Annotated in this window: 32 protein-coding genes; 1 reads left to right on the top strand and 31 read right to left on the bottom strand. The window is 57.4% G+C overall.

Annotation, left to right across the window (positions count from 1 at the left end):
- Positions 1–126: 126 nt before the first annotated feature.
- Positions 127–1,341, top strand: coding sequence for an anhydro-N-acetylmuramic acid kinase (locus EAH73_RS05055; protein ID WP_140465413.1), 1,215 nt, complete (start codon positions 127–129; stop codon positions 1,339–1,341).
- Positions 1,342–1,543: 202 nt separating this feature from the next.
- On the opposite strand, the gene EAH73_RS05050 is transcribed toward EAH73_RS05055, so the two are convergent.
- The 31 genes from EAH73_RS05050 to rpmC form a co-directional block, all read right to left on the bottom strand.
- A complete protein-coding gene (locus tag EAH73_RS05050) occupies positions 1,544–1,810 on the bottom strand; it encodes a hypothetical protein (protein ID WP_140465412.1) in 267 nt (88 codons plus the stop codon).
- Between the two features lie 129 nt (positions 1,811–1,939).
- Positions 1,940–2,581: a response regulator gene (locus EAH73_RS05045; protein WP_140465411.1), complete on the bottom strand. Its 642-nt coding sequence runs from the start codon at positions 2,579–2,581 to the stop codon at positions 1,940–1,942.
- A 68-nt stretch (positions 2,582–2,649) separates the two neighbouring features.
- Entirely contained in the window at positions 2,650–4,605 is a 1,956-nt protein-coding gene (locus EAH73_RS05040) for an ATP-binding protein (protein ID WP_140465410.1), read from the bottom strand.
- A 60-nt stretch (positions 4,606–4,665) separates the two neighbouring features.
- A complete protein-coding gene (locus EAH73_RS05035; RefSeq protein WP_140465409.1) occupies positions 4,666–5,088 on the bottom strand; it encodes a hypothetical protein in 423 nt (140 codons plus the stop codon).
- Positions 5,085–5,405: an FtsB family cell division protein gene (locus tag EAH73_RS05030; protein WP_140465408.1), complete on the bottom strand. Its 321-nt coding sequence runs from the start codon at positions 5,403–5,405 to the stop codon at positions 5,085–5,087. The genes EAH73_RS05035 and EAH73_RS05030 overlap by 4 nt, the downstream gene beginning before the upstream one ends.
- 120 nt (positions 5,406–5,525) lie before the next feature.
- Positions 5,526–6,797, bottom strand: coding sequence for a phosphopyruvate hydratase (eno, locus tag EAH73_RS05025; protein ID WP_140465407.1), 1,272 nt, complete (start codon positions 6,795–6,797; stop codon positions 5,526–5,528).
- A gap of 155 nt (positions 6,798–6,952) precedes the next feature.
- On the bottom strand, positions 6,953–7,921 hold the full coding sequence (locus EAH73_RS05020; protein ID WP_140465406.1) for a LytR/AlgR family response regulator transcription factor: 969 nt from the start codon (positions 7,919–7,921) through the stop codon (positions 6,953–6,955).
- The gene (locus tag EAH73_RS05015) at positions 7,831–8,343 is read right to left on the bottom strand and encodes a histidine kinase (RefSeq protein WP_140465405.1); all 513 of its coding nucleotides are present in this window, start codon (positions 8,341–8,343) and stop codon (positions 7,831–7,833) included. Before EAH73_RS05015 ends, EAH73_RS05020 begins: the two co-directional genes overlap by 91 nt.
- Positions 8,344–8,355: 12 nt before the next feature.
- A complete protein-coding gene (locus EAH73_RS22990) occupies positions 8,356–8,508 on the bottom strand; it encodes a hypothetical protein (protein ID WP_161599453.1) in 153 nt (50 codons plus the stop codon).
- A gap of 131 nt (positions 8,509–8,639) precedes the next feature.
- Positions 8,640–8,885, bottom strand: a complete 246-nt coding sequence (locus tag EAH73_RS05010; RefSeq protein ID WP_140465404.1) for a hypothetical protein — start codon at positions 8,883–8,885, stop codon at positions 8,640–8,642.
- Between the two features lie 205 nt (positions 8,886–9,090).
- The gene (rplQ, locus tag EAH73_RS05005) at positions 9,091–9,690 is read right to left on the bottom strand and encodes a 50S ribosomal protein L17 (RefSeq protein WP_140465403.1); all 600 of its coding nucleotides are present in this window, start codon (positions 9,688–9,690) and stop codon (positions 9,091–9,093) included.
- Positions 9,691–9,850: 160 nt separating this feature from the next.
- The gene (locus EAH73_RS05000) at positions 9,851–10,840 is read right to left on the bottom strand and encodes a DNA-directed RNA polymerase subunit alpha (protein ID WP_140465402.1); all 990 of its coding nucleotides are present in this window, start codon (positions 10,838–10,840) and stop codon (positions 9,851–9,853) included.
- 97 nt (positions 10,841–10,937) lie between these two features.
- Positions 10,938–11,543: a 30S ribosomal protein S4 gene (gene rpsD / locus EAH73_RS04995; protein ID WP_140465401.1), complete on the bottom strand. Its 606-nt coding sequence runs from the start codon at positions 11,541–11,543 to the stop codon at positions 10,938–10,940.
- Between the two features lie 26 nt (positions 11,544–11,569).
- Positions 11,570–11,962, bottom strand: coding sequence for a 30S ribosomal protein S11 (gene rpsK, locus EAH73_RS04990; protein ID WP_140465400.1), 393 nt, complete (start codon positions 11,960–11,962; stop codon positions 11,570–11,572).
- Between the two features lie 87 nt (positions 11,963–12,049).
- Entirely contained in the window at positions 12,050–12,427 is a 378-nt protein-coding gene (gene rpsM / locus EAH73_RS04985) for a 30S ribosomal protein S13 (RefSeq protein ID WP_068236362.1), read from the bottom strand.
- 102 nt (positions 12,428–12,529) lie between these two features.
- Positions 12,530–12,646, bottom strand: a complete 117-nt coding sequence (gene rpmJ / locus EAH73_RS04980; protein WP_044016053.1) for a 50S ribosomal protein L36 — start codon at positions 12,644–12,646, stop codon at positions 12,530–12,532.
- A gap of 7 nt (positions 12,647–12,653) precedes the next feature.
- On the bottom strand, positions 12,654–12,872 hold the full coding sequence (infA, locus tag EAH73_RS04975) for a translation initiation factor IF-1 (RefSeq protein WP_035567874.1): 219 nt from the start codon (positions 12,870–12,872) through the stop codon (positions 12,654–12,656).
- A 6-nt stretch (positions 12,873–12,878) separates the two neighbouring features.
- A complete protein-coding gene (gene map, locus EAH73_RS04970; protein ID WP_140465399.1) occupies positions 12,879–13,661 on the bottom strand; it encodes a type I methionyl aminopeptidase in 783 nt (260 codons plus the stop codon).
- 9 nt (positions 13,662–13,670) lie between these two features.
- A complete protein-coding gene (gene secY / locus EAH73_RS04965) occupies positions 13,671–14,987 on the bottom strand; it encodes a preprotein translocase subunit SecY (protein ID WP_140465398.1) in 1,317 nt (438 codons plus the stop codon).
- Positions 14,988–15,002: 15 nt separating this feature from the next.
- Positions 15,003–15,449 carry a 50S ribosomal protein L15 gene (gene rplO, locus EAH73_RS04960; protein ID WP_140465397.1) on the bottom strand — a complete coding sequence of 149 codons (447 nt, stop codon included), beginning with the start codon at positions 15,447–15,449 and terminating at the stop codon, positions 15,003–15,005.
- A 13-nt stretch (positions 15,450–15,462) separates the two neighbouring features.
- On the bottom strand, positions 15,463–15,642 hold the full coding sequence (gene rpmD / locus EAH73_RS04955; RefSeq protein ID WP_140465396.1) for a 50S ribosomal protein L30: 180 nt from the start codon (positions 15,640–15,642) through the stop codon (positions 15,463–15,465).
- Between the two features lie 6 nt (positions 15,643–15,648).
- On the bottom strand, positions 15,649–16,224 hold the full coding sequence (gene rpsE, locus EAH73_RS04950; RefSeq protein ID WP_380266650.1) for a 30S ribosomal protein S5: 576 nt from the start codon (positions 16,222–16,224) through the stop codon (positions 15,649–15,651).
- A gap of 6 nt (positions 16,225–16,230) precedes the next feature.
- Positions 16,231–16,581 carry a 50S ribosomal protein L18 gene (rplR, locus tag EAH73_RS04945; protein WP_140465395.1) on the bottom strand — a complete coding sequence of 117 codons (351 nt, stop codon included), beginning with the start codon at positions 16,579–16,581 and terminating at the stop codon, positions 16,231–16,233.
- A 9-nt stretch (positions 16,582–16,590) separates the two neighbouring features.
- Positions 16,591–17,145: a 50S ribosomal protein L6 gene (rplF, locus tag EAH73_RS04940; RefSeq protein ID WP_140465394.1), complete on the bottom strand. Its 555-nt coding sequence runs from the start codon at positions 17,143–17,145 to the stop codon at positions 16,591–16,593.
- A 27-nt stretch (positions 17,146–17,172) separates the two neighbouring features.
- Entirely contained in the window at positions 17,173–17,571 is a 399-nt protein-coding gene (rpsH, locus tag EAH73_RS04935) for a 30S ribosomal protein S8 (RefSeq protein WP_140465393.1), read from the bottom strand.
- Between the two features lie 412 nt (positions 17,572–17,983).
- Positions 17,984–18,253, bottom strand: coding sequence for a 30S ribosomal protein S14 (gene rpsN / locus EAH73_RS04930; protein ID WP_035567891.1), 270 nt, complete (start codon positions 18,251–18,253; stop codon positions 17,984–17,986).
- Positions 18,254–18,265: 12 nt separating this feature from the next.
- Positions 18,266–18,820 carry a 50S ribosomal protein L5 gene (gene rplE, locus EAH73_RS04925; protein WP_140465392.1) on the bottom strand — a complete coding sequence of 185 codons (555 nt, stop codon included), beginning with the start codon at positions 18,818–18,820 and terminating at the stop codon, positions 18,266–18,268.
- A gap of 15 nt (positions 18,821–18,835) precedes the next feature.
- A complete protein-coding gene (gene rplX / locus EAH73_RS04920) occupies positions 18,836–19,135 on the bottom strand; it encodes a 50S ribosomal protein L24 (RefSeq protein ID WP_140465391.1) in 300 nt (99 codons plus the stop codon).
- 3 nt (positions 19,136–19,138) lie between these two features.
- Positions 19,139–19,507, bottom strand: a complete 369-nt coding sequence (rplN, locus tag EAH73_RS04915; protein ID WP_046246583.1) for a 50S ribosomal protein L14 — start codon at positions 19,505–19,507, stop codon at positions 19,139–19,141.
- 9 nt (positions 19,508–19,516) lie between these two features.
- Positions 19,517–19,816: a 30S ribosomal protein S17 gene (rpsQ, locus tag EAH73_RS04910; protein ID WP_140465390.1), complete on the bottom strand. Its 300-nt coding sequence runs from the start codon at positions 19,814–19,816 to the stop codon at positions 19,517–19,519.
- Positions 19,816–20,031, bottom strand: a complete 216-nt coding sequence (rpmC, locus tag EAH73_RS04905) for a 50S ribosomal protein L29 (protein ID WP_140465389.1) — start codon at positions 20,029–20,031, stop codon at positions 19,816–19,818. Before rpmC ends, rpsQ begins: the two co-directional genes overlap by 1 nt.

The raw sequence follows: 20,031 nt of genomic DNA, 5'->3' as shown, positions 1-20,031 counted from the left end.
TCAACTCTTAACTCCCACTAGAGCCCCCGGCGGACGCAGCGGTGGGCAAGCCCCGATGCCGGCCAGCAGCACAAGCGGGCACAAAACTCCTTTTGTACTTCCCCAAAGGTTCTTAAAGGCGCAAGAATGAACGCAGCTATTGCCCGCCTCTGCCACCTGGCCCAGCAACCTAGCCGCCGCATCGTGGGGCTGATGTCGGGCACCTCGCTCGACGGGCTCGACGTGGCGCTGTGCCGCCTCACGGGGCACGGGGCGGCCACGCAGCTGGTGCTGGAGCACTTTGCCACGGTGCCGTACGGCGACGACGTGCGCCGGCGCATCCGGCAGGTGTTTGCCCGCGAGCAAGTAAGCCTGGAGTACCTAACCCTACTGAACCCCTGGCTGGGCCGCCTGCACGCCGGCATGGTGCTGGATTGCCTGCGCACCTGGCAAGTGGCCCCGGCCGCCGTGGACCTGGTGGCCAGCCACGGCCAAACCGTGTACCACGCCCCCGCCCACCAGCACAGCCAGGCCGATTTTGCGGGCCTGAACGCCACCTTGCAGCTCGGCGACGGCGACCACGTGGCCCAGGGCACGGGCATTATCACCGTCAGCGACTTTCGCCAGAAGCACCTGGCCGCCGGCGGCGAAGGGGCCCCCCTGGCCACCTACGGCGACTACCTGCTGCTGAGCAGCCCCGCCGAGGCGCGCCTGCTGCTCAACCTGGGCGGCATCGCCAACTTCACCTACCTGCCCCGCGCCGGGGCCGACGCCAGCGCCGCCTTCAGCACCGACACCGGCCCCGGCAATACGTTGCTCGACGCCGCCGTGCGGGCCCACCGGCCGGGCTTGCAATACGACGAAGGCGGCCGCCTGGCCCGGGCCGGCCGCGTACACGCGGGCCTGCTGGGGGCCCTGCTCGGCCACCCGTTTTTCGCCGCCGCCCTGCCCAAAACCACCGGGCCCGAGCTGTTCGGCCCCGCCTACCTGGCCGCCGCGCAAGCCGCCACCGGCACCACCGCCCTGGGCCTGGAGGACCTACTGGCCACGCTGGTGGAGCTAAGCGCCGTGGGCGTGGCGCGGGCCGTGCAGCAGGTGTTCGGGCCCGGGGCCCCGCTGCCGGCCGTGTACACCAGCGGCGGCGGGGCCCACAACCCAGCCCTGCTGGGGGCCCTGCGCCGCCACCTGCCGGGCGCGGCCTTTGCCAGCACCGCCGCGCTGGGCGTGCCGCCCGATGCCAAGGAGGCCATCCTGTTTGCGGTGCTGGCCAACGAGGCGGTGGCCGGCCAGCCGGTGGCGCTGGGCGCCGGGCGGCAGCGCGTGCCGGCCGTCACGATGGGCAAAATCTCGTGGCCGGGGTAGTTGGGGCCGGCAATCAGCAGCCGCTGGGGCAAATGGATTGAGCGGGCCCACTGGGCGGCCACCTGCTGCATTCGCAAGCCTTGCAAAACTGCTTATTGGGGCCCTAGCGCCTGATTGCCATTAGCGCAGTGCCCGTTTACTACCTATCCGGGGCCCCATTTCGGCTGAAATAGGGCCCCGGGCGGTTGGGCTTGATGCTCGGCTATGGCGCGGTGTGCACCTTGATGAAGCAGCCGGCGGGCGCGGTGGTGGTGGCCCCGCCCATCAGCAGGGCATCGGTGCTCGACCAGGCCACGAATTTGTCGCCGCCCACTTCGGTGGCCGTGCCCACGGCCTGCACCCGGCTGCGGCTGCTGTTGCCCGGGACAGCGCTCCAAACGGGGCCCGGCTCCTGCGCGACCCACAAAAAAGCGGGCAGGTAATGCAGCGCCAACGTGCGCGCAACGGTAGGGGGTACAGTTGTTTTCATAAAAAATTTGGGGAAGTACAGGGCTGTGCCAGCCGCTCGGTTAAAACTATGCACTACACAAAGTTTCCCCTGAATTAAGGTTCTAGCAATACCTACTTATGGGTAATTTTTGGGGCCCCGGGCCGCTGCCTACAGGCCGTGCTCGTGGGCGAAGCGCACCAGCTCGGCCACGCCGTGCAGGCCTAGCTTCTGCATCAGGTTGCGGCGGTGGGTGGCCACGGTGGCCTCAGCCAGCGAGAGGCGGGCGGCAATGGCCCGGCTGGGCAGGCCGGCGCAGACGAGACCGATGATTTCGCGCTCGCGCGTGGAGAGCTGGTGGAGGCGCAGCAGGGCCTCGGCGGCAGGCTGGGGGGCGGCGGCCCGGGGCCCCGGGCGGGCCGGAAACACCTGCTGCCCCGCGTGTACGGCCCGGATGGCGGCCAGCAAATCGGGGGCCTCGGCCGATTTATCGAGGAAGCCTTGGGCCCCGGCCGCCCGGGCCTGCGCCACCAGCCCGGGCGAAATGGCGCTGCTGAACACCAGCACCCGCAGCCCCGGCCACTGGCGGCGCAGGCGCGGCAGCAGGTCTAGGCCGTCGTGGGGCGGCGGCAGGTGCAGGTCCAGCAGCAGCACGTCGGCCGGCAGCGCGGGGGCCCCTTCCAGAAACGCCAGCAGGGCCCCGCCGGTGGCAAACTGCCCGTGCACCGCCAGGTCCGGCTCTTGGTTGAACAGCGCGGCCAGGCCCCGGGTCAGGGCCGGGTGGTCGTCCACGAGCAGTAAGCGACAGATCATAGGCAGGAAAAGGGTAATAATCAGCAATAAAGGCCAGGATTATTGATTTCCCAAGGCCCAGCTTGGCGCTAAAACACCGGCAGCTCGACGGTGACGACCGTGCCCTGGCCGGGCTGGCTGCTGATTAGTACCTGGCCGCGCAAGTAGCCGGCGCGGGCCTGCACGCCGCGCAGGCCCAGGCCGCCGCGGCCCACCAGGGCCGGGCCGTGGGGGTCGAAGCCCCGGCCGTCGTCGGCCACGGTGATGCGCAGGCCGGTGTGGTGGCAGCGCACGCCCACTCGCACGTAGCTGGCCTGGGCGTGGCGCAGGGCGTTGTGCAGCAGCTCAGCCACAATGCGGTAGGCGGCCTGGGCCAGGGGCGCGGGCAGGCCGTCGGCGTCGGCATCGCACTGGGCCGTCACGCGGGGGCCGTCGTCGGTCAGGGCCAGGGTTTCGACGAGCAGGGCCAGGGCGGCGGGCAGGGGCGGCAGCTCATCGGCCGGAATGGGCAGCAGCACGTGGCTGAGGGTGCGCACGTCGTGGCGCAGCTGGCGCAGCAGGGCCTCGGTGTGGGCGTGGGCCTCGGCCAGCAGCGGGGGCCCCTGGGCCAGGGCCTGGCGCACCAGCCGCCCCTGCCAGGCCAGGTGCAGGGCGGTGAGGCCGGGGGCCAGGGCGTCGTGCAGCTCGCGGGCCAGGGCGGCGCGCTCCTCCTCCTGGGCCCCGATGAGGCGCTGGCCGGCCACCGCCCGCTCGCGCAGCTGGCGCACGCGCAGCTCGGCGTTCTGGCGCAGGGTGTGGCGGAAGCGGCCCGTGAGCAGGGCGCTGAGGGCGAGCAGCTCCAGGGCCAGGCCCCAGGCCAGGGCGTTGGGGTTGGCGAGGTGGATGTTGGTGAGGCCCGAGCGGTTCAGCAAAAAGTTGGCGCAGCCCGCAAAAAAGCAAGCGTAGGTGAGGCCGTAGAGCGCCGCCAGCCGCCGCTGGGGCGGCCGCCCCCGCACGCCCACCACGGCCAGCACCCCCACGCCCGCGGCCAGCAGCGCCCACAGCAACGCCTCGCGGGTGCCGTTCAGCCAGGCCAGGCCCCCGGGGCCCTGCGCCAGCACCGGCCCAAATAGCACGGCGTAGGCCCCAGCGCACGCAGCAGCGCCCACGCTCAGCCCCGCGCTGAAGCGGTACAGGCGCGGCCAGCCCTGCCGCAGCCGCACAAACAGCCCCATGATGCGCAGCCCACAGGCCAGGGCCAGCAGCAGCACGCTGTATTGCCCCAGCCGCCAGCCCAGCCCGTAGGCCCACGGCGGCAGCAGCCAGGCATCGATGCCGTCTTCCATCAGCAAAAACCAGGTGCTGAAGAACACGTAGGCCCCGTACCAGAGGTGGATGCGGTCGCGCAGAAACGCATATAGGATGAGGTTGAACAGGGCGCTGCTCAGGTACACGCCCAGCAGCCACACCCAGTTCTTGGTCATGAAAAACCCCGATTCGTAGGCCAGGTAGTCCTCGGCCGTCGTGAGGTCGGTGGGCAGGTACAGGGCCCCGGTGTGGCTGTCCACGCGCAGGTACACCACGGCCTGGGCGTGGGCCTCCAGCCAAAACGGCAAGCAGCTGGCCCGCGCCGGAAACCCGCGCTGCGTGGCCACCACCCGCCCACTGGTGGCCGCCACGAAGCGCGGCGCCCCCCGCCCGCCGGGCTGCACATATAGCGTGGCACTGTCCACAAACGTGTACAGGCTCCACACGAAGCGGGTGCGCTGGGGCAGGGTGTTCACCACGGTGGCCCGCAGCCACAGCCGGTCCTGGGTGTAGCCCACCTGGAACACGCGCCCCGGCGGCATCCCCCGAAACCGCCCGGCGGCCCACAGCGCCGCCGCTTCGGCCCCGTTGTTAGGCCGGGCGCAGTCGTCGAGGCAGTAGGCGAAGTAGTGGTTCCAGGGCCCGTCGTTGACGGCTTTTAGGAACAGCGTGTCGGCTGGGGGCCCCGGGTGGGCCCCGGCCGGTCCCGCCAGCAGCCCGGCCCACCCCAACCAGCTAAGCAGCACGAAAAAACGCATGGGGCAGTGGCCGCCGCTGGTTGACGCGCGGGCCCCACAATATAGAACAAAGTTTTTTTATTAATTTCCCAAGCGCCGCACCACCACCCCAAACCCCAGCGGCCGGGTGGCCAGCGAGTCCCGAAACGTGACGTCGAGCACCGCGTGGGGCCCCGGACGGGCCGAGTCGGCGGCAAACCGGAACTGGTAGAACAGCAGCGCCGGCTGCCCCTCGGGCAGGCGCCAGCCCAGCTTGTAGAGCTCGATGGCGGGGCCCCAGCGCCGGGCCTGCGCCCGCAGCGCCGCCACCTGGGCCGCCGCCTGCGGGGCCGTGAGCGCCGCCCCGGCCGCTAGCGCGGCGTGCGCGGCGCGGGGCCGGCCGGCCAGGGCTTTCAACAGAAATTGCCGGGCCAGGTAGGCCTGCGGGGGCCGCGCCGCGGGGGCCCCCAGGCCGGCCGCGGCCCAGGCCAACAGGCCAAACAGGGCCCCGGGGGCCCTGCTCACTTGCCGTCGGCGTCCTCGGGCACCATAATGAATAGGTCTTCGCCGGGGCGCTTCATCAGGTATTTTTCGCGGGCAAATTTCTCCAGTAGCGCGGGGCTGCTCATCAGCTCGGCGCGGTCTTCCTTCACCGTTTTGATGTTGTCGAGGTAGTACTGCTTCTCGCCGAGCAGGTCCTGGTACTTGCGGTAAATGTCGAACTGCTTGCCCAGGTCGTTGGCGTCGAACACCAGCATCCACACCAGAAAGGCCCCGCCCACGAGGAAGTAAAAGCTGCGCACCACGCGCAGCACCGGCACCAGGAATCGGGGTATTGTCATCGGTCGTTCGCCGTTTAGGGGCCCCTAAAGCTACGCAAAAGCCCCCGCTGTTTGGCACAGCGGGGGCTTTTTCAGTTGGTAAAACGTTCACGGGCGCGGACTTACCCCGCCCGCGCCGCCCTACATCTTGCGGCCGGGGAAGTAGGCAACTTCGCCCAGCTCTTCCTCGATGCGCAGCAATTGGTTGTACTTGGCCATGCGGTCGGAGCGCGAGGCCGAGCCGGTTTTGATCTGGCCGGTGTTCAGGGCCACAGCCAGGTCGGCGATGGTCGAGTCCTCGGTTTCGCCCGAGCGGTGGCTCATGATGGACTTGTAGCCGTTGCGGCGGCCCAGGTTCACGGCGTCAATCGTTTCGGTGAGGGTACCGATCTGGTTGACTTTGATGAGGATGGCGTTGGCGATGTGCTCGTCGATGCCGCGCTGCAGGCGCTCCACGTTGGTTACGAACAAGTCGTCGCCCACGAGCTGGATGTCCTTGCCCACCTGGTCGGTGATGCTTTTCCAACCCGCCCAATCGTCCTCGGCCAGGCCGTCTTCGATGCTGATGATGGGGTACTTCTTGGTCCAGTCCACCCAATAGCTCACCATCTGCTCGGGCGTCAGCTTGTCGCCGGTGCTCTTTTTGAAGTGGTAGTGGCCGTCCGAGAAGAACTCCGACGCGGCGGGGTCGAGGGCAATCATCACCTGCTCGCCGGGCTTGTAGCCGGCCTGCTCGATGGCTTGCAGCACAATCTGGATGGCCTCCTCGTTGCTCTGGATGTCGGGGGCAAAGCCGCCTTCGTCACCCACGTTGGTGCTGTAGCCCTTCTTCTTCAGCACCGTTTTCAGGGTGTGGAAGATGTCGGTGCCCCAGCGCAGCGCCTCGCTGAACGAGCTAGCGCCCACGGGCATCACCATGAATTCCTGGAAATCAATCTTGTTGTCGGCGTGCGAGCCGCCGTTCAGGATGTTCATCATCGGCACGGGCAGCGTGGTGGCGCCCACGCCGCCCACGTAGCGGTAGAGCGGCATGCCGGCGTCCTGGGCGGCGGCGCGGGCCGCGGCCAGGCTCACGCCCAGGATGGCGTTGGCCCCGAGGTTGCCCTTGTTGGGGGTGCCGTCGAGCTCACGCATGATTTTGTCGATCAGTCCCTGCTCGTACACCGAGAAGCCCACCAGCTCTTCGGCGATGGTGGTATTCACGTTTTCAACCGCCTTGAGCACGCCCTTGCCCTGGTACATGGCCTTGTCGCCGTCGCGCAGCTCCACGGCCTCGTGCACGCCCGTGCTAGCCCCGCTGGGCACAGCGGCGCGGCCGGTGGCCCCGCTGTCGGTGGTCACGTCCACTTCGATGGTGGGGTTGCCGCGCGAATCAAAAATCTGGCGGGCGTGAATTTGCGAAATGATGCTCATTGAAAATGAGGTTTGGTTGGGGAGGAAATTTTCAAAAGCGCACCCCGGCGGCCCCAATGCCCGCCGCGGCGCGTTGTGGCGGCAAGGTACTCATTCCGTTTTTTAGCACCCGCCGCCGTCCAGCAAAACACGGTAAAATAATACGCGCCGGGCCCCTACCCTTCCAACCAGCGCCGGAACTCGGGCGTTTGGGCGGCGCTGGTGGTGAGCACCGCCGCGGGCTGGGTGCGCAGCTGCACCACCAGCCGGTTGTTGAAGTAGGCTTCCACGCACCCCACGAAGGCAATGTTCACCAGCTCGGAGCGGTTGAGGCGGCCGAAGTGAGCGGGGTCGAGCTGGCGCTCCACCTCGGCCAGGGTGCCGGCCAGCGGGTAGCGTGCGCCGGCCGCGTCTACGGCGAAGGCCACACCCGCGTCGGCCTGCACGTAGGCCACATTGGCCTCCGGCAGCACGTAGAGGCCGTTGCGCATCCGAACCGAAAACCGCTGCTTGTCCTGGGGCCCCGGCGGCGGGTGCAGGGCCTGGACCAGCACGCGCAGTACCTCGGGCCCCAGCGCGAGGGCCCCGGCGCCGGCCGCGGGGCCCCCGGCCAGCAACTGGTACTTGTCCAGGGCTTCGCGAAATTGGGCGTAGTCGAAAGGCTTGAGCAAGTAGGCAATGCCGTTGCCCCGGAACGCGGGCAGCAGAAACTGGTCGTAGGCGGTGGTGAAAATGACCGGGCACGTCACCCGAAACTGCTCGTACAGCGCAAACACGTTGCCGTCGAGCAGCTCGATGTCGGAGAAAATCAGGTCCGGCATGGGGTGCGTTTCCAGCCAGGCCAGGGCCTTGGCCACGCTGCGCAGCACGGGCGGGGCCGGCGGCGCCAGCCCGGCGCGGGCCAGGAAATCCACAGTTTGGCGGCCAGCTCCTCGTCTTCCAAAATCAAAATGTTCATCGCACAACGGGCTTGGGGGCCCCGGAGCCAGCGCCACCAGCGGCACGGCCACGGCAAAGGTGGCGGCGGTGGCCGTCATGGCAATTTCCTGACCGGCTAGCAGCCGGTACCGCTCGCGCAGGTTGGCCAACCCCGTGCCCAGCGAGTCCACGGCCGCGTGGTACTTGGGCCGGCGCGGGTGGGCCACAGCAAGGGCCCCAGCGGCGGCCCCGATGGTGACAACGAGCGCGTCGTCGTCGTCACCGGCGTTGTGCTTAATTGCGTTTTCGACCAGCGGCTGCACCGTACCACTAGCAGCCGACGCAGCTCGGCCGCCGCGGGCAGCTCCTGCCGGAACCCGTAGGCCGCCCCGAAGCGGTGACGCAGCAGGTACACGTATTCGTACACAAATTGCAGCTCCTCGGCCAGCGTTACAAAGTCGTCGTCCTTGTGCCGGATCAGGAAGCGGTAGAGGTTAGCAAAGCGGTTCAGGTACGCGTGGGCCTCAGCCGGGTCGTGCTGAATGAGGCCCCGCAGCACGTTGAGGTTATTGAACAGAAAGTGCGAGTCGATCTGGGCCCGCAGTTGGCGCAGCTCGCTTTCGGTCTGGGACTGCCGCAGCTGTGCCACCTTTTGCTGGGCCTAGAAGTAGCGCTTACCCGTGAGCAGCACCGCTAGGCCGTAGCTTTTGGCATGGACCACCGCCCCCAGCACCAGCCGCGCCCCCGACAGCGGCCCCCCATGCCCCAGCAGGGCCCCGTAGAGGCAGACGTAGGACCAGCCATTCAGCAGCAAAACAGGGGCAGTAACGCCAGGCCCAGCCAGTACCGGCGGCTCATAAACAGCGGCAGCAGCCCACCCATACGCCTTGGCGCAATCCACTTCTGCCGCGTAGGTGCGCACCCCTGCCCGGGCATTCAGGTACTTCAGCAGGGCAAAATCAACGTCCTGGGGCCCCGCACCTCGTGCGCCTCGCCCAGCAAAAACAACTGGTTAGTGTAAAACTCCTTGTCAAGCAGCACAGATGCTTCCTTTCTCACCTCAATGCTTTCCAGTGGGGCCCCATCAAATACCGACTCCGGCCTGGCAGCTTGCGCCCGGGCCCCTGGGGCCCCCAGCAGCAGCAGCGTAACCCAAAGCAAGGTGCAACGCAAGCGTGGAACGAGTTTCATAACGCAAAGCAGCTTGGACGTACAAAGGGTGATGGAATACTTCAAAGCACGCCTCCCCCGCCATTACCCCCACTCCGCTACCCATCAATCCACTGAAAATTCCGTTGAGCTGCCGCAAAAATTCCACGAGCTTTTTTGCCCAAAACCCAATAAAAAAAGGGATGCCCCTTACAGAGCATCCCTCTTTTTATTGGGTTTCGAAAGCTTACGCGTCAGCCTTGGCTTCGTCGCGGCTCTCGCCATCCTTCACCGTTTCGGTGGGGGTGTCTTCCGGGGCCGACTGCTGCACAGTAGCATTAGGAACCACGGCCTCACCTGTCACTTCGGTAGCCGAAGTCACAGCGGCGTCACCAGTAGCCGGCGTAGCACCACCCGAACGGCGGCGCGAACGGCGCGTCGTAGTAGCTTTCTCAGCAGTAGCGTTTTTGGCTTCCAGCAGGGTGTCATTGTAGTCCACCAACTCAATCACGCACATATCGGCGTTGTCACCGAGGCGCGAAGCACTCAGTTTGATAATGCGGGTGTAACCGCCGGGGCGATTGGCAATTTTGCCTGCCACTTCACCGAACAATTCCTTGATGGCCTCTTTCTCCTGCAACTGAGCAAACACCAAGCGGCGCGAGTGCGTCGTGTCTTCTTTCGACTTGGTGAGCAGCGGCTCTACGTACTGGCGCAGGGCCTTGGCCTTGGCGACGGTCGTAGTCACGCGCTTGTGCATGATGAGCGATGTTGCCATGTTCGACAGCATTGCGTGGCGGTGGGCGGTAGTCCGGCCCAAATGGTTAATCTTTTTTCCGTGCCGCATGGACTGAAAAGTAAGTGTGCGCTTGCGGGTAGCGACCACGGCGGGTCAAAACCTCATTAGAACCGCTGCCCCTCGGGCGCACTGGTTGAAAATGTGAAAAACAAAAAAAGTGGAGCAGTACCGCAGTGGCTACCCACTGTCGCACTGCTCCACAGCATTACTAGTCTTCTTCGAGGCGATACTTGCCAAGGTCCATACCGAACTCCAGGCCGCGCTCCTCTACCAGGTTTTCCAGCTCGGTCAAGCTCTTCTTGCCGAAGTTGCGGAACTTCATCATGTCGGCAATCTCCAAGGTCACCAGCTCACCCATCGTCTTGATGTCGGCCGCTTTGAGGCAGTTTTTAGCACGCACGCTGAGCTCCATGTCTTCCAACGGAGTTTTCAGCATTTTGCGCATCTGCATGGTTTCCTCGTCGATGGGCTCATCTTCTACCACACGGGCCCCTACGGTAGCCATCGTGCTGTCCGAAAACAGCATGAAGTGCTGAATCAGGATGTTAGCCGCGCCCTTCAGCGCCTCCTCCGGGTGGATAGAGCCGTCGGTCTGAATTTCGAGAACAAGTTTCTCGTAATCAGTCTTTTGCTCCACACGAGTGTTTTCAATGCTGTATTTCACGTTTTTGATGGGCGTGTAAATAGCATCGATAGCAATCTGACCAAATACTTGGTCAGTCTGCTTGTTTTCATCAGCCGGTACGTAGCCACGACCACGGTTGATGGTAAACTCAAACTCCAACTCCTTGCTCGGGTCAACGTGGCAAATCACGTGGTCCGGGTTCAGTACCTGAAAGCCACTGGCAAACTTGCTGATATCAGCGCCCGAAAAGGTATCCTGGCCTTTCACGCGCACCGTAATTTTATCCGGGATAGCATCGCTCACTTTCTTGAAGCGTACCATTTTCAGATTCAGAATGATTTCGGACATGTCCTCAATCACCCCCTCAATCGTCGAGAACTCGTGCAGCACGCTGTTGGTGCGTACCGACGTAATGGCAAAACCTTCCAGCGACGACAGCAGAATGCGACGTAGCGCATTGCCAATGGTCACGCCGTAGCCCTTCTCGAGCGGTTTAAATTCAAACGTCCCGGTGAAGTCGTCGGATTTCTCCATCACTACTTTCTCCGGCATCTGAAAAGCTAAGATTGACATAGATGAGGCGTTAAAAACTAAAAAAAGATGAGGGAGGCATTACGCACGAATGCGGCCCGGCAAATTGCCGGGCCGCACCCTATCGGCGCTATGCAGATTACTTCGAATACAGTTCGACGATGAGCTGCTCCGTGATTTTCTCCGGAATCAGCTCGCGCGAAGGCGCATTCACAAATTTGCCAGCCAACTCCTTGCCATCCCACTCCAGCCACGAGAACTGACGCGAGTTGCGAACCGAAAGGCTCGTAGCAATAGCTTCCAACGACTTCGACTTCTCACGCACGGCAACAACGTCGCCAGCACGCAAGTGGTAAGAAGGAATGTTAACCACTTCGCCGTTTACAGTGATGTGCTTGTGACCTACCAACTGGCGTGCAGCACGGCGAGTCGAAGCAATGCCCAATCGGTAAACCGTGTTGTCGAGGCGGGCCTCCAGCAAGCTCAGCAAGTTGTCGCCAGTGATGCCAGGCAAGCTAGCTGCTTTATGAAACAGGTTCTCGAATTGCTTTTCGAGCATCCCGTACATATACTTCACTTTCTGTTTCTCCATCAGCTGCACAGCGTATTCTGACTGCTTCTTACGGCGGCCGCGGCCGTGCTGGCCCGGAGGGTAATTCTTTTTATTGAGCGCCTTGTCCGGGCCGAAAATCGGCTCGGCAAAGCGACGGGCAATTTTGGACGTGGGGCCGGTATAACGTGCCATGTTGTTATAAAATCAGAGGTGAATAATCAGACGCGACGGCGCTTAGGCGGGCGGCAGCCGTTGTGCGGCAGCGGCGTTACGTCGCGGATGGTCGTCACTTCAATGCCCACATTACCCAAGGCGCGAATAGCCGATTCACGGCCCGAACCGGGTCCCTTCACGAATACTTCGGCTTTACGCATACCCAAGTCGTGAGCAACTTTACCGCAATCGCTCATCGCCATTTGGGCGGCGTAAGGCGTGTTCTTCTTTGAACCGCGGAAGCCCATTTTGCCAGCCGAGGCCCACGAAATTACTTGCCCGTTGTTATTAGTGATAGAGATAATGATGTTGTTGAACGATGCACGAATGTGCACTTGGCCAATCTGCTCCACCACGACAACGCGCTTCTTGGCTTTGTCTTTTCTTTTTTGTGCCATTTGGTTATCGCGAAAAATGTGGGAGGTGTTGGTTTTGATAGCTTAAGTACATTACCAGTAGCCACCAGCGCCGATTCCCACTAATGTTTATTTCGTTGCCTTCTTCTTGCCGGCTACGGTCTTACGCTTGCCCTTACGGGTACGTGAGTTGTTTTTAGTGCGCTGGCCACGCACAGGCAGCCCTTTGCGGTGGCGCAAACCACGGTAGCAACCAATATCCATCAAACGCTTGATGTTCGTGGTTACCTCTGAACGCAACACACCCTCAGTTTTATGCTCAGCAGCAATAATGGCGCGAATAGCACCGGACTCTTCTTCAGTCCAGTCCTTCACTTTTTTATTGATGTCAACACCTGCTTTCACCAGAATTTTCTGGGAGTTGCTCCGGCCAATGCCGAAAATATAAGTCAGGGCGATTTCGCCGCGCTTGTTGTCCGGGATATCAACCCCTGCGATACGAGCCATGTGGTTTTATTATGTGTTTGCGGACAGAAGCCCGGCAGCATCTTGGAAGGCGACCATCATGATGGTCAGTACCCAAGGCTCCGGGATTCCTAAAAAGGTTGATTAACCCTGACGCTGTTTGTAGCGGGGGTTCTTCTTGTTGATGACGTACAGCTTGCCATTGCGGCGGACGAGTTTACAGTCCACGCTGCGTTTTTTCACCGAGGTCTTGACTTTCATGACGAGGTTATTTGTAACGGTATTTAATTCGGCCCTTCGACAAGTCGTAAGGTGACATTTCCAGCTTCACTTTATCCCCAGGCAGAATTTTAATATAGTGCATCCGCATCTTACCCGAAATGTGGGCAATTAGCTGGTGACCGTTTTCCAACTCCACGCGAAACATAGCGTTGGAAAGGGCTTCGAGGATGGTACCGTCCTGCTCAATAGAGGCTTGTTTGGCCATAAGGGGCTACTGCAATGCTTTTTCGATGTATTCAAAAGACGTGAGAATCTCCGCCTTATCTTTTCTAACAACAACTGTATGCTCAAAGTGCGCTGAAGGCTTACGGTCTTTTGTGCGAATAGTCCAGCCATCCGCTTCCTGCACCACGTCCTTCCTCCCCAAATTTACCATTGGCTCAATAGCCAATACTAAACCTGTCTGGAGAATAGGGCCGGATCCCCGCTTACCGTAATTCGGCACCTCTGGTTTCTCATGCAATTTCGCTCCTACGCCGTGTCCGACTAACTCGCGCACCACGCCGTAGCCTAAAGGACTTACGTGGTTCTGTATTGCGTAGCTAATATCACCGACGCGATTACCACTTACTGCTTTCTCAATTCCTTTATATAAGCTTGCCTTAGTTTCCTTGAGCAATAGGAGCACGTCTGGATGCACATCGCCTATTGGGTAAGTGTAAGCACTATCAGCGTGGTATCCATTCAGAAAAACACCACAATCAACAGAAATAATATCTCCACTTTGCAGCGGGACGTCAGTAGCAAAGCCATGGACTACTACTGAATTAGGTGAGAGGCAAAGGCTAAACGGAAACTTATTATATCCTTTGAAAGAAGGTATTCCACCATTATCTCGGATAAATTCCTCAGCTCTTTGATCTAACTGACATGTAGTTACGCCTTCCTTTATTAAGGTCGCAACTTCACCATGGGCCCTAGCCAACAAATGAGCGCTGGTTCGGATAAGATCAATCTCCTCTTCTGTTTTATATTGAATGCTAGCGCTTGCCATGATAAGATCCTACGAAGCTAAAGCTACGTTTTGCGATCGACCACGTACACGACCAGACTTCATCATACCATCGTAATGCTGCATTAGTAAATAGCTCTGCACTTGATTAACAGTGTCAAGTACTACCCCAACCATAATGATAAGCGACGTACCACCGTAAAATGCTGAGAACGGACGAGTAACGCCCATTAGCAATGCGATGGCAGGAAAAATGGCTATGGCAGCAAGTGCCACTGCACCTGGAAGTGTAATACGGGTCAAGATTTCATCTATGAATTCCGAGGTATCACGACCAGGCTTGACGCCAGGAACAAATCCACCACTGCGCTTTAAGTCATCAGCGATTTGATTAGGATTAACACTAATTGCCGTATAGAAGTAAGTGAATACGATAATTAGAATCCCAAATGTCAAATTGTATTGCCACGAAGTATAATCCGAAAATTTTACTCCGATGTAACTTGCAAAATCGCTTTTGTTTTGCCAAACAGAAGCAGCAATTGCTGGGACAAACATCAACGACTGAGCAAATATGATTGGCATTACGCCAGCAGCATTCACTTTTAACGGTATGAACTGACGTTGGGCATCAAGTTGAGTAGTACCGCCGACTTGTTTAGCATACTGGACTGCAATGCGGCGTACCGCTTGAGTTAGTACAATTACTGCCATTACAACTAAGAAGAGAACGACTAATTCAAGGAGAAAAATCAACGATTTATTCACTCCTTTAGCAGCTGCCTCACCAATCATTGCACCAGGTAATCGTGATACAATACCTATCATGATAATCATGGAGATACCATTGCCGATTCCTTTATCTGTAATCTTTTCACCGAGCCACATGCAAAACAGCGTTCCAGCCGTAATGATGAGCATAGTTGAAACAGTGAAAAAAGTACCTGGATTTGTAATTGCCTCTGCGTTAATAGTGGCGATAAAACCTACAGACTGAGCTAAAACAATAGGTATTGTTAGTATCCGAGTATATTGGTTTATCTTTTTACGGCCTGACTCACCCTCTTTTTGTAATTTCTGAAAATAAGGTACTGCAATTGTAAGAAGTTGCAAAACAATACTAGCAGAGATATAGGGCATTATACCCAACGCGAAAATAGAGGCATGACTAAATGCTCCACCAAGCAATGTATCCAGTATACCAAATAAACCAGCTGCACCCGTCTTCAAACGGGTAGGGTCAACTCCTGGAAGTACTACATAAGAGCCCAGCCGATATATAGCAATGAAAAAAAGCGTATTGAGGATTCGCGTACGCAAATCCTCAATCGCAAAAATGTTCTTTATCGCAGTGATAAACTTATTCATTGCTTAAATTAAGCTTTAGAGCGTTACCGCTTTGCCGCCCGCCTTTTCAATAGCTTCAATAGCTGATTTAGAAAAAGCGTGAGCATGAACTTCTAGAGCCGTGGTGATTTCACCGCGTCCTAATACCTTAATCTTTGCGTTCTTAGATACTAACCCACTTGCTACAAAATAGGCAGCATCTAAAGTACTGTCTTGCGTACCTTCAACTAACGAAGCCAATACGTCCAAATTAATGGCTTTGTACTCGATCCGATTAATGTTTGTAAAACCAAATTTAGGCACCCGGCGCTGTAGCGGCATCTGACCACCTTCGAAACCAGATTTACGCTTATAGCCTGAACGTGACTTTGCACCCTTATGACCACGAGTCGATGTGCCACCACGGGTAGAGCCTTCGCCCCGGCCAATCCTCTTTTGGTTCTTTGTAGAGCCAACGGCAGGTTTTAGATTGCTAAGATTCATAACGTTTAAAGGACTACAGTTCGGTTACTTGCACCAAATGCTGCACGCTCTTGACCATACCAAGGATGGCAGGGTTTAATTCGTGCTGAACAGTGCTATTCATTTTACCCAGACCCAACGACTTTACAGTACGCTTCTGGCGCTCAGGGCGGTCAATGACACTGCGCACGAGCTTTACTTGAATTTGTGCCATCGTCAATTAACCGTTAAAAACACGAGACAAGGAGATACCACGTGCCTGAGCGATTTGCAATGGGTCACGCATTTTAGCCAGAGCATCAAAAGTAGCTTTTACAACGTTGTGAGGATTTGATGATCCTTTTGACTTAGCCAAAACGTCCTTTATACCTGCGCTTTCGAATACAGCACGCATAGCACCGCCAGCAATTACACCGGTACCGGCTGCAGCTGGCTGTACCAATACAAAACCACCACTGTATTTACCCTGCATTACATGAGGCACAGTGTGTTTGTACATGGGTACTTTAACTAAATTCTTTTTAGCATCATCGATACCTTTTGCGATAGCATCAGTTACTTCGTTGGCTTTGCCAAGACCATAACCTACAGTACCATTACCATCGCCTACAACCACAATAGCGGAGAAGCTAAAACGACGGCCACCCTTAACCACTTTTGCTACACGGTTGATAGCAACGACCTTCTCTTTGAAGTCGGAATCCGGGCCCATACGGCTGGCTTCTTTGTTGCGGTCCCGGTCGTTGCTGCGCTGACGATCTCCGCCAGGACGATTGTTGTCGCGTTCTTGCGCCATGATAATTTAGAAATTGAGGCCGCCTTCGCGGGCTCCTTCTGCCAATGATTTTACGCGGCCATGGTATAGGTAACCCGAACGGTCGAACACCACTTTCGAAATACCTTTTTCCTGAGCTACCACTGCCAACTGCCGGCCAACAGCAGCAGCCAGAGCCACACCGTTACCACCTTCAGCAGTCACTTGTTTCGAAGAGGCGGAAGCAAGAGTGCGACCAGCCGTATCATCGATAATCTGAGCGTAGATGCCCGTATTACTACGGAACACCGACAACCGCGGCCGCTCGGACGTGCCAGACACCTTTGTTCGGATGATGCGCTGGATCCGCTTTCTGCGGGTTGCTTTATCAAAAGCCATGATGCAAAATTATTTAGAGGCTGTTTTACCAGCTTTGCGACGGATAATCTCGCCCACGAAGCGTACGCCTTTGCCTTTGTATGGCTCAACTTTACGCAGCGAACGAATCTTGGCGGCTACCTGGCCTAGCAGTTGGTTATCAATGCTGGTCAATGTAACAATCGGGTTTTTACCTTTTTCCGTAACTGCCGTAGCTGTTACTTCTTTTGGCAAAGCGATATACACATTGTGCGAATAACCAAGCGCTAGTTCTAAGGTAGTACCAGCTAGTGTAGCCTTATAACCTACCCCTACCAATTCCAACTGCTTAGTGAAGCCGTTACTAACTCCAACTACCATGTTGTTAATGAGCGAACGATACAAGCCGTGCATGGCTTTATGACGCTTTTGCTCGGTAGGACGGGTTACGGTGAGAGTACCTTCTTCAACTGCAACGGCAATATCGCGGTCCACTTGCGTGGTCAGCGAGCCTTTGGGGCCCTTTACCGTCACTGCGTTGTCCTTATCAACCGAAATGTCGACCCCAGTGGGAACAGCAATCGGTAATTTACCAATACGTGACATAGTTCTATTATCTAAGCAGGTTCCGAATTAGTATACGAAGCACAATACCTCGCCACCCACATTCTCAGTTTTTGCTTCTTTCTCCGTCATCACGCCTTTAGAAGTCGAAATGATGGCGATGCCTAAACCACTGAGTACACGCGGCAAGTTATCAGCTGCAACATATTGACGCAGGCCTGGTGTCGAAACACGCTGGAGCTTGGTAATTGCCGGAGCTTTAGTAGTAGGATTGTATTTGAGCGCGATTTTAATCGTACCCTGTACTGCCGTATCATCAAAGCGGTAACTCTGAATGTAGCCTTTGTGGTAGAGCACTTTCGTGATTTCCTTCTTGATGTTGCTGGCCGGAATTTCTACCACCCGGTGATTTGCCTTAATGGCGTTACGCACCCGAGTCAGGTAGTCGGCGATTGGATCAGTATTCATTGAGTGCTAAGTACGTCCGCTTTTTTCGGACCGCAAAGATAAGAAAATTTCGCCGGCCCCTCAATGGGACCAACGAAATTTCGGTTAAGACTACTTGGCTTGTCCAGCGGTGGTACAGCCAATGGTTTCTTTCGGCAACCTGCCAAAGTGTTTAGGATCTCTCCCAGCTTTTCGGAGTGCAAAGGTAGTCAAGGATCGGAACTTATGCAATCATTTTAAACATGTTTAACCAATAGAGCACTTGTTACAAGCACTTGCCTTATGCGTTCACTTACCCTTGGATGAATCATCAGTGATAAACATCTAAGAAGGGAATCACTCATTTTTAACAGACATCATACTAACAAAAAAATCCCGGGCTAAAGTCTAGATAGACTTTAGCCCGGGATTCAAAGTTACCGAGAGGTTAAACTTACCAACTCGACTTAGTTACGCCGGGAATTTTCCCGGCCAAGGCCATTTCGCGAAAGCGTACGCGGCTAATGCCAAACTTACGCATGTAACCGCGAGGGCGACCGTCAATCATGTCCCGGTTGTGCAGACGCACTGGCGAGGCATTCTTAGGCAACTTATCGAGACCTTCGTAGTCGCCTGCAGCTTTCAAAGCCTTACGCTTTTCAGCGTAGCGGGCCACGGTGGCAATGCGCTTGCGCTCCCGTGCTTTGATTGATTCTTTAGCCATAGATTCGGGAGATTAAGCTTCTTTCTTAGCGTTAGCGAATGGCATACCGAATGCTTTGAGCAACTCGTAGCTTTGCTCGTCATTCTCGGCAGTAGTCACAAAAGTGATATCCATGCCCGAAATACTCTTTATTTTATCAATAGAGATTTCAGGAAAGATGATCTGCTCTTTTATACCTAGCGTATAGTTACCACGGCCATCAAAACCTTTATCATTGATGCCTTTAAAGTCACGCACGCGGGGCAAAGCTACCGTTAGCAGGCGGTCCATAAACTCGTACATTCGCTCACCGCGCAAAGTCACTTTCGCGCCAATGGGCATGCCTTCACGAAGTTTAAAGTTAGAAACTGAACGTTTGGCAATTGTAGGAACAGCTTTCTGACCAGTGATAGTCGTTAGCTCTTCTACACCGTTGTCTACCAGTTTCTTATCAGCAACAGCCGCGCCAATACCGCGGTTGATGCAAATTTTGGAGATACGTGGTACCTGCATGATGCTCTTAAACTGGAATTTCTCCTGAAGAGCCGGTACCACATCCTTTTGATATATATCTTTCAGTCGGGCCATGATGCGAGGGGCTAATTAAGCCTGTTTGGTGGCCGATACGCTTTTGCGGACCCGCTCACCAGTTTTTGGATCAACAGCCTGCACATTGCTTACGTGCATAGGCGCCTCCATCTTGGTAATGCCACCCTGCGGTGACTTGGCGCTCGGCTTGTTGTGCTTAGTCACCAAGTTAAGACCATCAACGATTACGCGCTGGGTCACTCGGTTCACTGATTTGATGACACCGGTTTTGCCGCGCTCATCACCGGCAATCACCTTTACGGTGTCTCCCGATTTTACGTGCAGCTTAACGGGCAATTCTTTCTTGATAGCCATGGCTTACAGTACTTCGGGGGCCAGAGATACAATTTTCATAAACTGGCGCTCACGCAATTCACGGGCTACGGGCCCAAAGATGCGCGTGCCGCGCGGTTCGTCGTTGTTGTTGAGCAATACGGCAGCATTATCGTCGAAACGAATGTAGCTACCATCTTTGCGGCGTACCTCTTTTTTGGTCCGCACAACTACGGCTTTGCTTACGGTGCCTTTTTTAGCGTTACCGGAAGGAATAGCCGACTTAATGGCTACCACAATCTTATCGCCAACACTGGCGTATTTCTTGCCCGTGCCACCCAGAACGCGGATGCAGAGCACTTCCTTGGCACCGCTATTGTCGGCCACCGTCAGGCGGGATTCTTGCTGGATCATCGGTCTGGATTATTTAGCGCGTTCAATGATTTCGACCAAGCGCCACCGCTTAATCTTGCTCAGCGGACGGGTACTCATGATGCGCACCGTATCGCCTTCGCCACACTCATTCTTTTCGTCATGAGCGTGAAACTTCGTAGTCTTTGTCACAAACTTCCCGTATTTGGGATGTTTCTGCTTTTCGACTACAGCTACCGTGATGGACTTTTCCATCTTACTGCTAGTCACTTTACCAACGATTTCCTTGCGCGCATTGCGATCAGAAGCAGGATCGTGGACAGGCAACAATTTTTCTTGAGTTGGTTCCATTATTGAGCGGGGTTAGTGGCCTGCTCGTTATTGCGGCGAGCTTGCTCAGTAAGCAAACGGGCAACACTTTTGCGGCTAGCCTTCAAACGGGAAGGGTTTTCGAGCGGCGATATGGCGTGGGCGAAACGCAATTGTTGGCCCTGAGCACGCTCGGTTTTAATTTGCTCTTTCAGCGCATCTGCGGAAAGGCCTTTGAGGTCGGTCTTGTTTTTCAT

The sequence above is a fragment of the Hymenobacter nivis genome (assembly GCF_006439025.1).
In the GTDB taxonomy this organism is placed as follows: Bacteria; Bacteroidota; Bacteroidia; order Cytophagales; family Hymenobacteraceae; genus Hymenobacter; species Hymenobacter nivis_A.
The sequence above is the reverse complement of the archived record's forward strand: the minus strand, read 5'-3'. Positions and strand labels throughout refer to the sequence as shown.

Bases quoted from the DNA above. Each gene is read 5' to 3' on its own strand.
- eno (WP_140465407.1), bottom strand. From the start codon at position 6,797: ATGAGCATCATTTCGCAAATTCACGCCCGCCAGATTTTTGATTCGCGC.
- rpsD (WP_140465401.1), bottom strand. From the start codon at position 11,543: ATGGCACGTTATACCGGCCCCACGTCCAAAATTGCCCGTCGCTTTGCC.
- rplF (WP_140465394.1), bottom strand. From the start codon at position 17,145: ATGTCACGTATTGGTAAATTACCGATTGCTGTTCCCACTGGGGTCGAC.
- rpmC (WP_140465389.1), bottom strand. From the start codon at position 20,031: ATGAAAAACAAGACCGACCTCAAAGGCCTTTCCGCAGATGCGCTGAAA.
- rpmJ (WP_044016053.1), bottom strand. From the start codon at position 12,646: ATGAAAGTCAAGACCTCGGTGAAAAAACGCAGCGTGGACTGTAAACTC.
- rplQ (WP_140465403.1), bottom strand. From the start codon at position 9,690: ATGCGGCACGGAAAAAAGATTAACCATTTGGGCCGGACTACCGCCCAC.
- secY (WP_140465398.1), bottom strand. From the start codon at position 14,987: ATGAATAAGTTTATCACTGCGATAAAGAACATTTTTGCGATTGAGGAT.
- EAH73_RS05030 (WP_140465408.1), bottom strand. From the start codon at position 5,405: ATGACAATACCCCGATTCCTGGTGCCGGTGCTGCGCGTGGTGCGCAGC.
- rplE (WP_140465392.1), bottom strand. From the start codon at position 18,820: ATGGCCCGACTGAAAGATATATATCAAAAGGATGTGGTACCGGCTCTT.
- rpsK (WP_140465400.1), bottom strand. From the start codon at position 11,962: ATGGCACAAAAAAGAAAAGACAAAGCCAAGAAGCGCGTTGTCGTGGTG.
- EAH73_RS05050 (WP_140465412.1), bottom strand. From the start codon at position 1,810: ATGAAAACAACTGTACCCCCTACCGTTGCGCGCACGTTGGCGCTGCAT.
- EAH73_RS05045 (WP_140465411.1), bottom strand. From the start codon at position 2,581: ATGATCTGTCGCTTACTGCTCGTGGACGACCACCCGGCCCTGACCCGG.
- rpsQ (WP_140465390.1), bottom strand. From the start codon at position 19,816: ATGGAACCAACTCAAGAAAAATTGTTGCCTGTCCACGATCCTGCTTCT.
- rpsM (WP_068236362.1), bottom strand. From the start codon at position 12,427: ATGGCTCGTATCGCAGGGGTTGATATCCCGGACAACAAGCGCGGCGAA.
- EAH73_RS05055 (WP_140465413.1), top strand. From the start codon at position 127: ATGAACGCAGCTATTGCCCGCCTCTGCCACCTGGCCCAGCAACCTAGC.
- EAH73_RS05000 (WP_140465402.1), bottom strand. From the start codon at position 10,840: ATGTCAATCTTAGCTTTTCAGATGCCGGAGAAAGTAGTGATGGAGAAA.
- EAH73_RS05040 (WP_140465410.1), bottom strand. From the start codon at position 4,605: ATGCGTTTTTTCGTGCTGCTTAGCTGGTTGGGGTGGGCCGGGCTGCTG.
- rpsE (WP_380266650.1), bottom strand. From the start codon at position 16,224: ATGGCGCAAGAACGCGACAACAATCGTCCTGGCGGAGATCGTCAGCGC.
- rpsH (WP_140465393.1), bottom strand. From the start codon at position 17,571: ATGAATACTGATCCAATCGCCGACTACCTGACTCGGGTGCGTAACGCC.
- rplN (WP_046246583.1), bottom strand. From the start codon at position 19,507: ATGATCCAGCAAGAATCCCGCCTGACGGTGGCCGACAATAGCGGTGCC.
- map (WP_140465399.1), bottom strand. From the start codon at position 13,661: ATGGCAAGCGCTAGCATTCAATATAAAACAGAAGAGGAGATTGATCTT.
- rpmD (WP_140465396.1), bottom strand. From the start codon at position 15,642: ATGGCACAAATTCAAGTAAAGCTCGTGCGCAGTGTCATTGACCGCCCT.
- infA (WP_035567874.1), bottom strand. From the start codon at position 12,872: ATGGCCAAACAAGCCTCTATTGAGCAGGACGGTACCATCCTCGAAGCC.
- rplX (WP_140465391.1), bottom strand. From the start codon at position 19,135: ATGGCTATCAAGAAAGAATTGCCCGTTAAGCTGCACGTAAAATCGGGA.
- rpsN (WP_035567891.1), bottom strand. From the start codon at position 18,253: ATGGCTAAAGAATCAATCAAAGCACGGGAGCGCAAGCGCATTGCCACC.
- EAH73_RS05010 (WP_140465404.1), bottom strand. From the start codon at position 8,885: ATGAAACTCGTTCCACGCTTGCGTTGCACCTTGCTTTGGGTTACGCTG.
- rplR (WP_140465395.1), bottom strand. From the start codon at position 16,581: ATGGCTTTTGATAAAGCAACCCGCAGAAAGCGGATCCAGCGCATCATC.
- rplO (WP_140465397.1), bottom strand. From the start codon at position 15,449: ATGAATCTTAGCAATCTAAAACCTGCCGTTGGCTCTACAAAGAACCAA.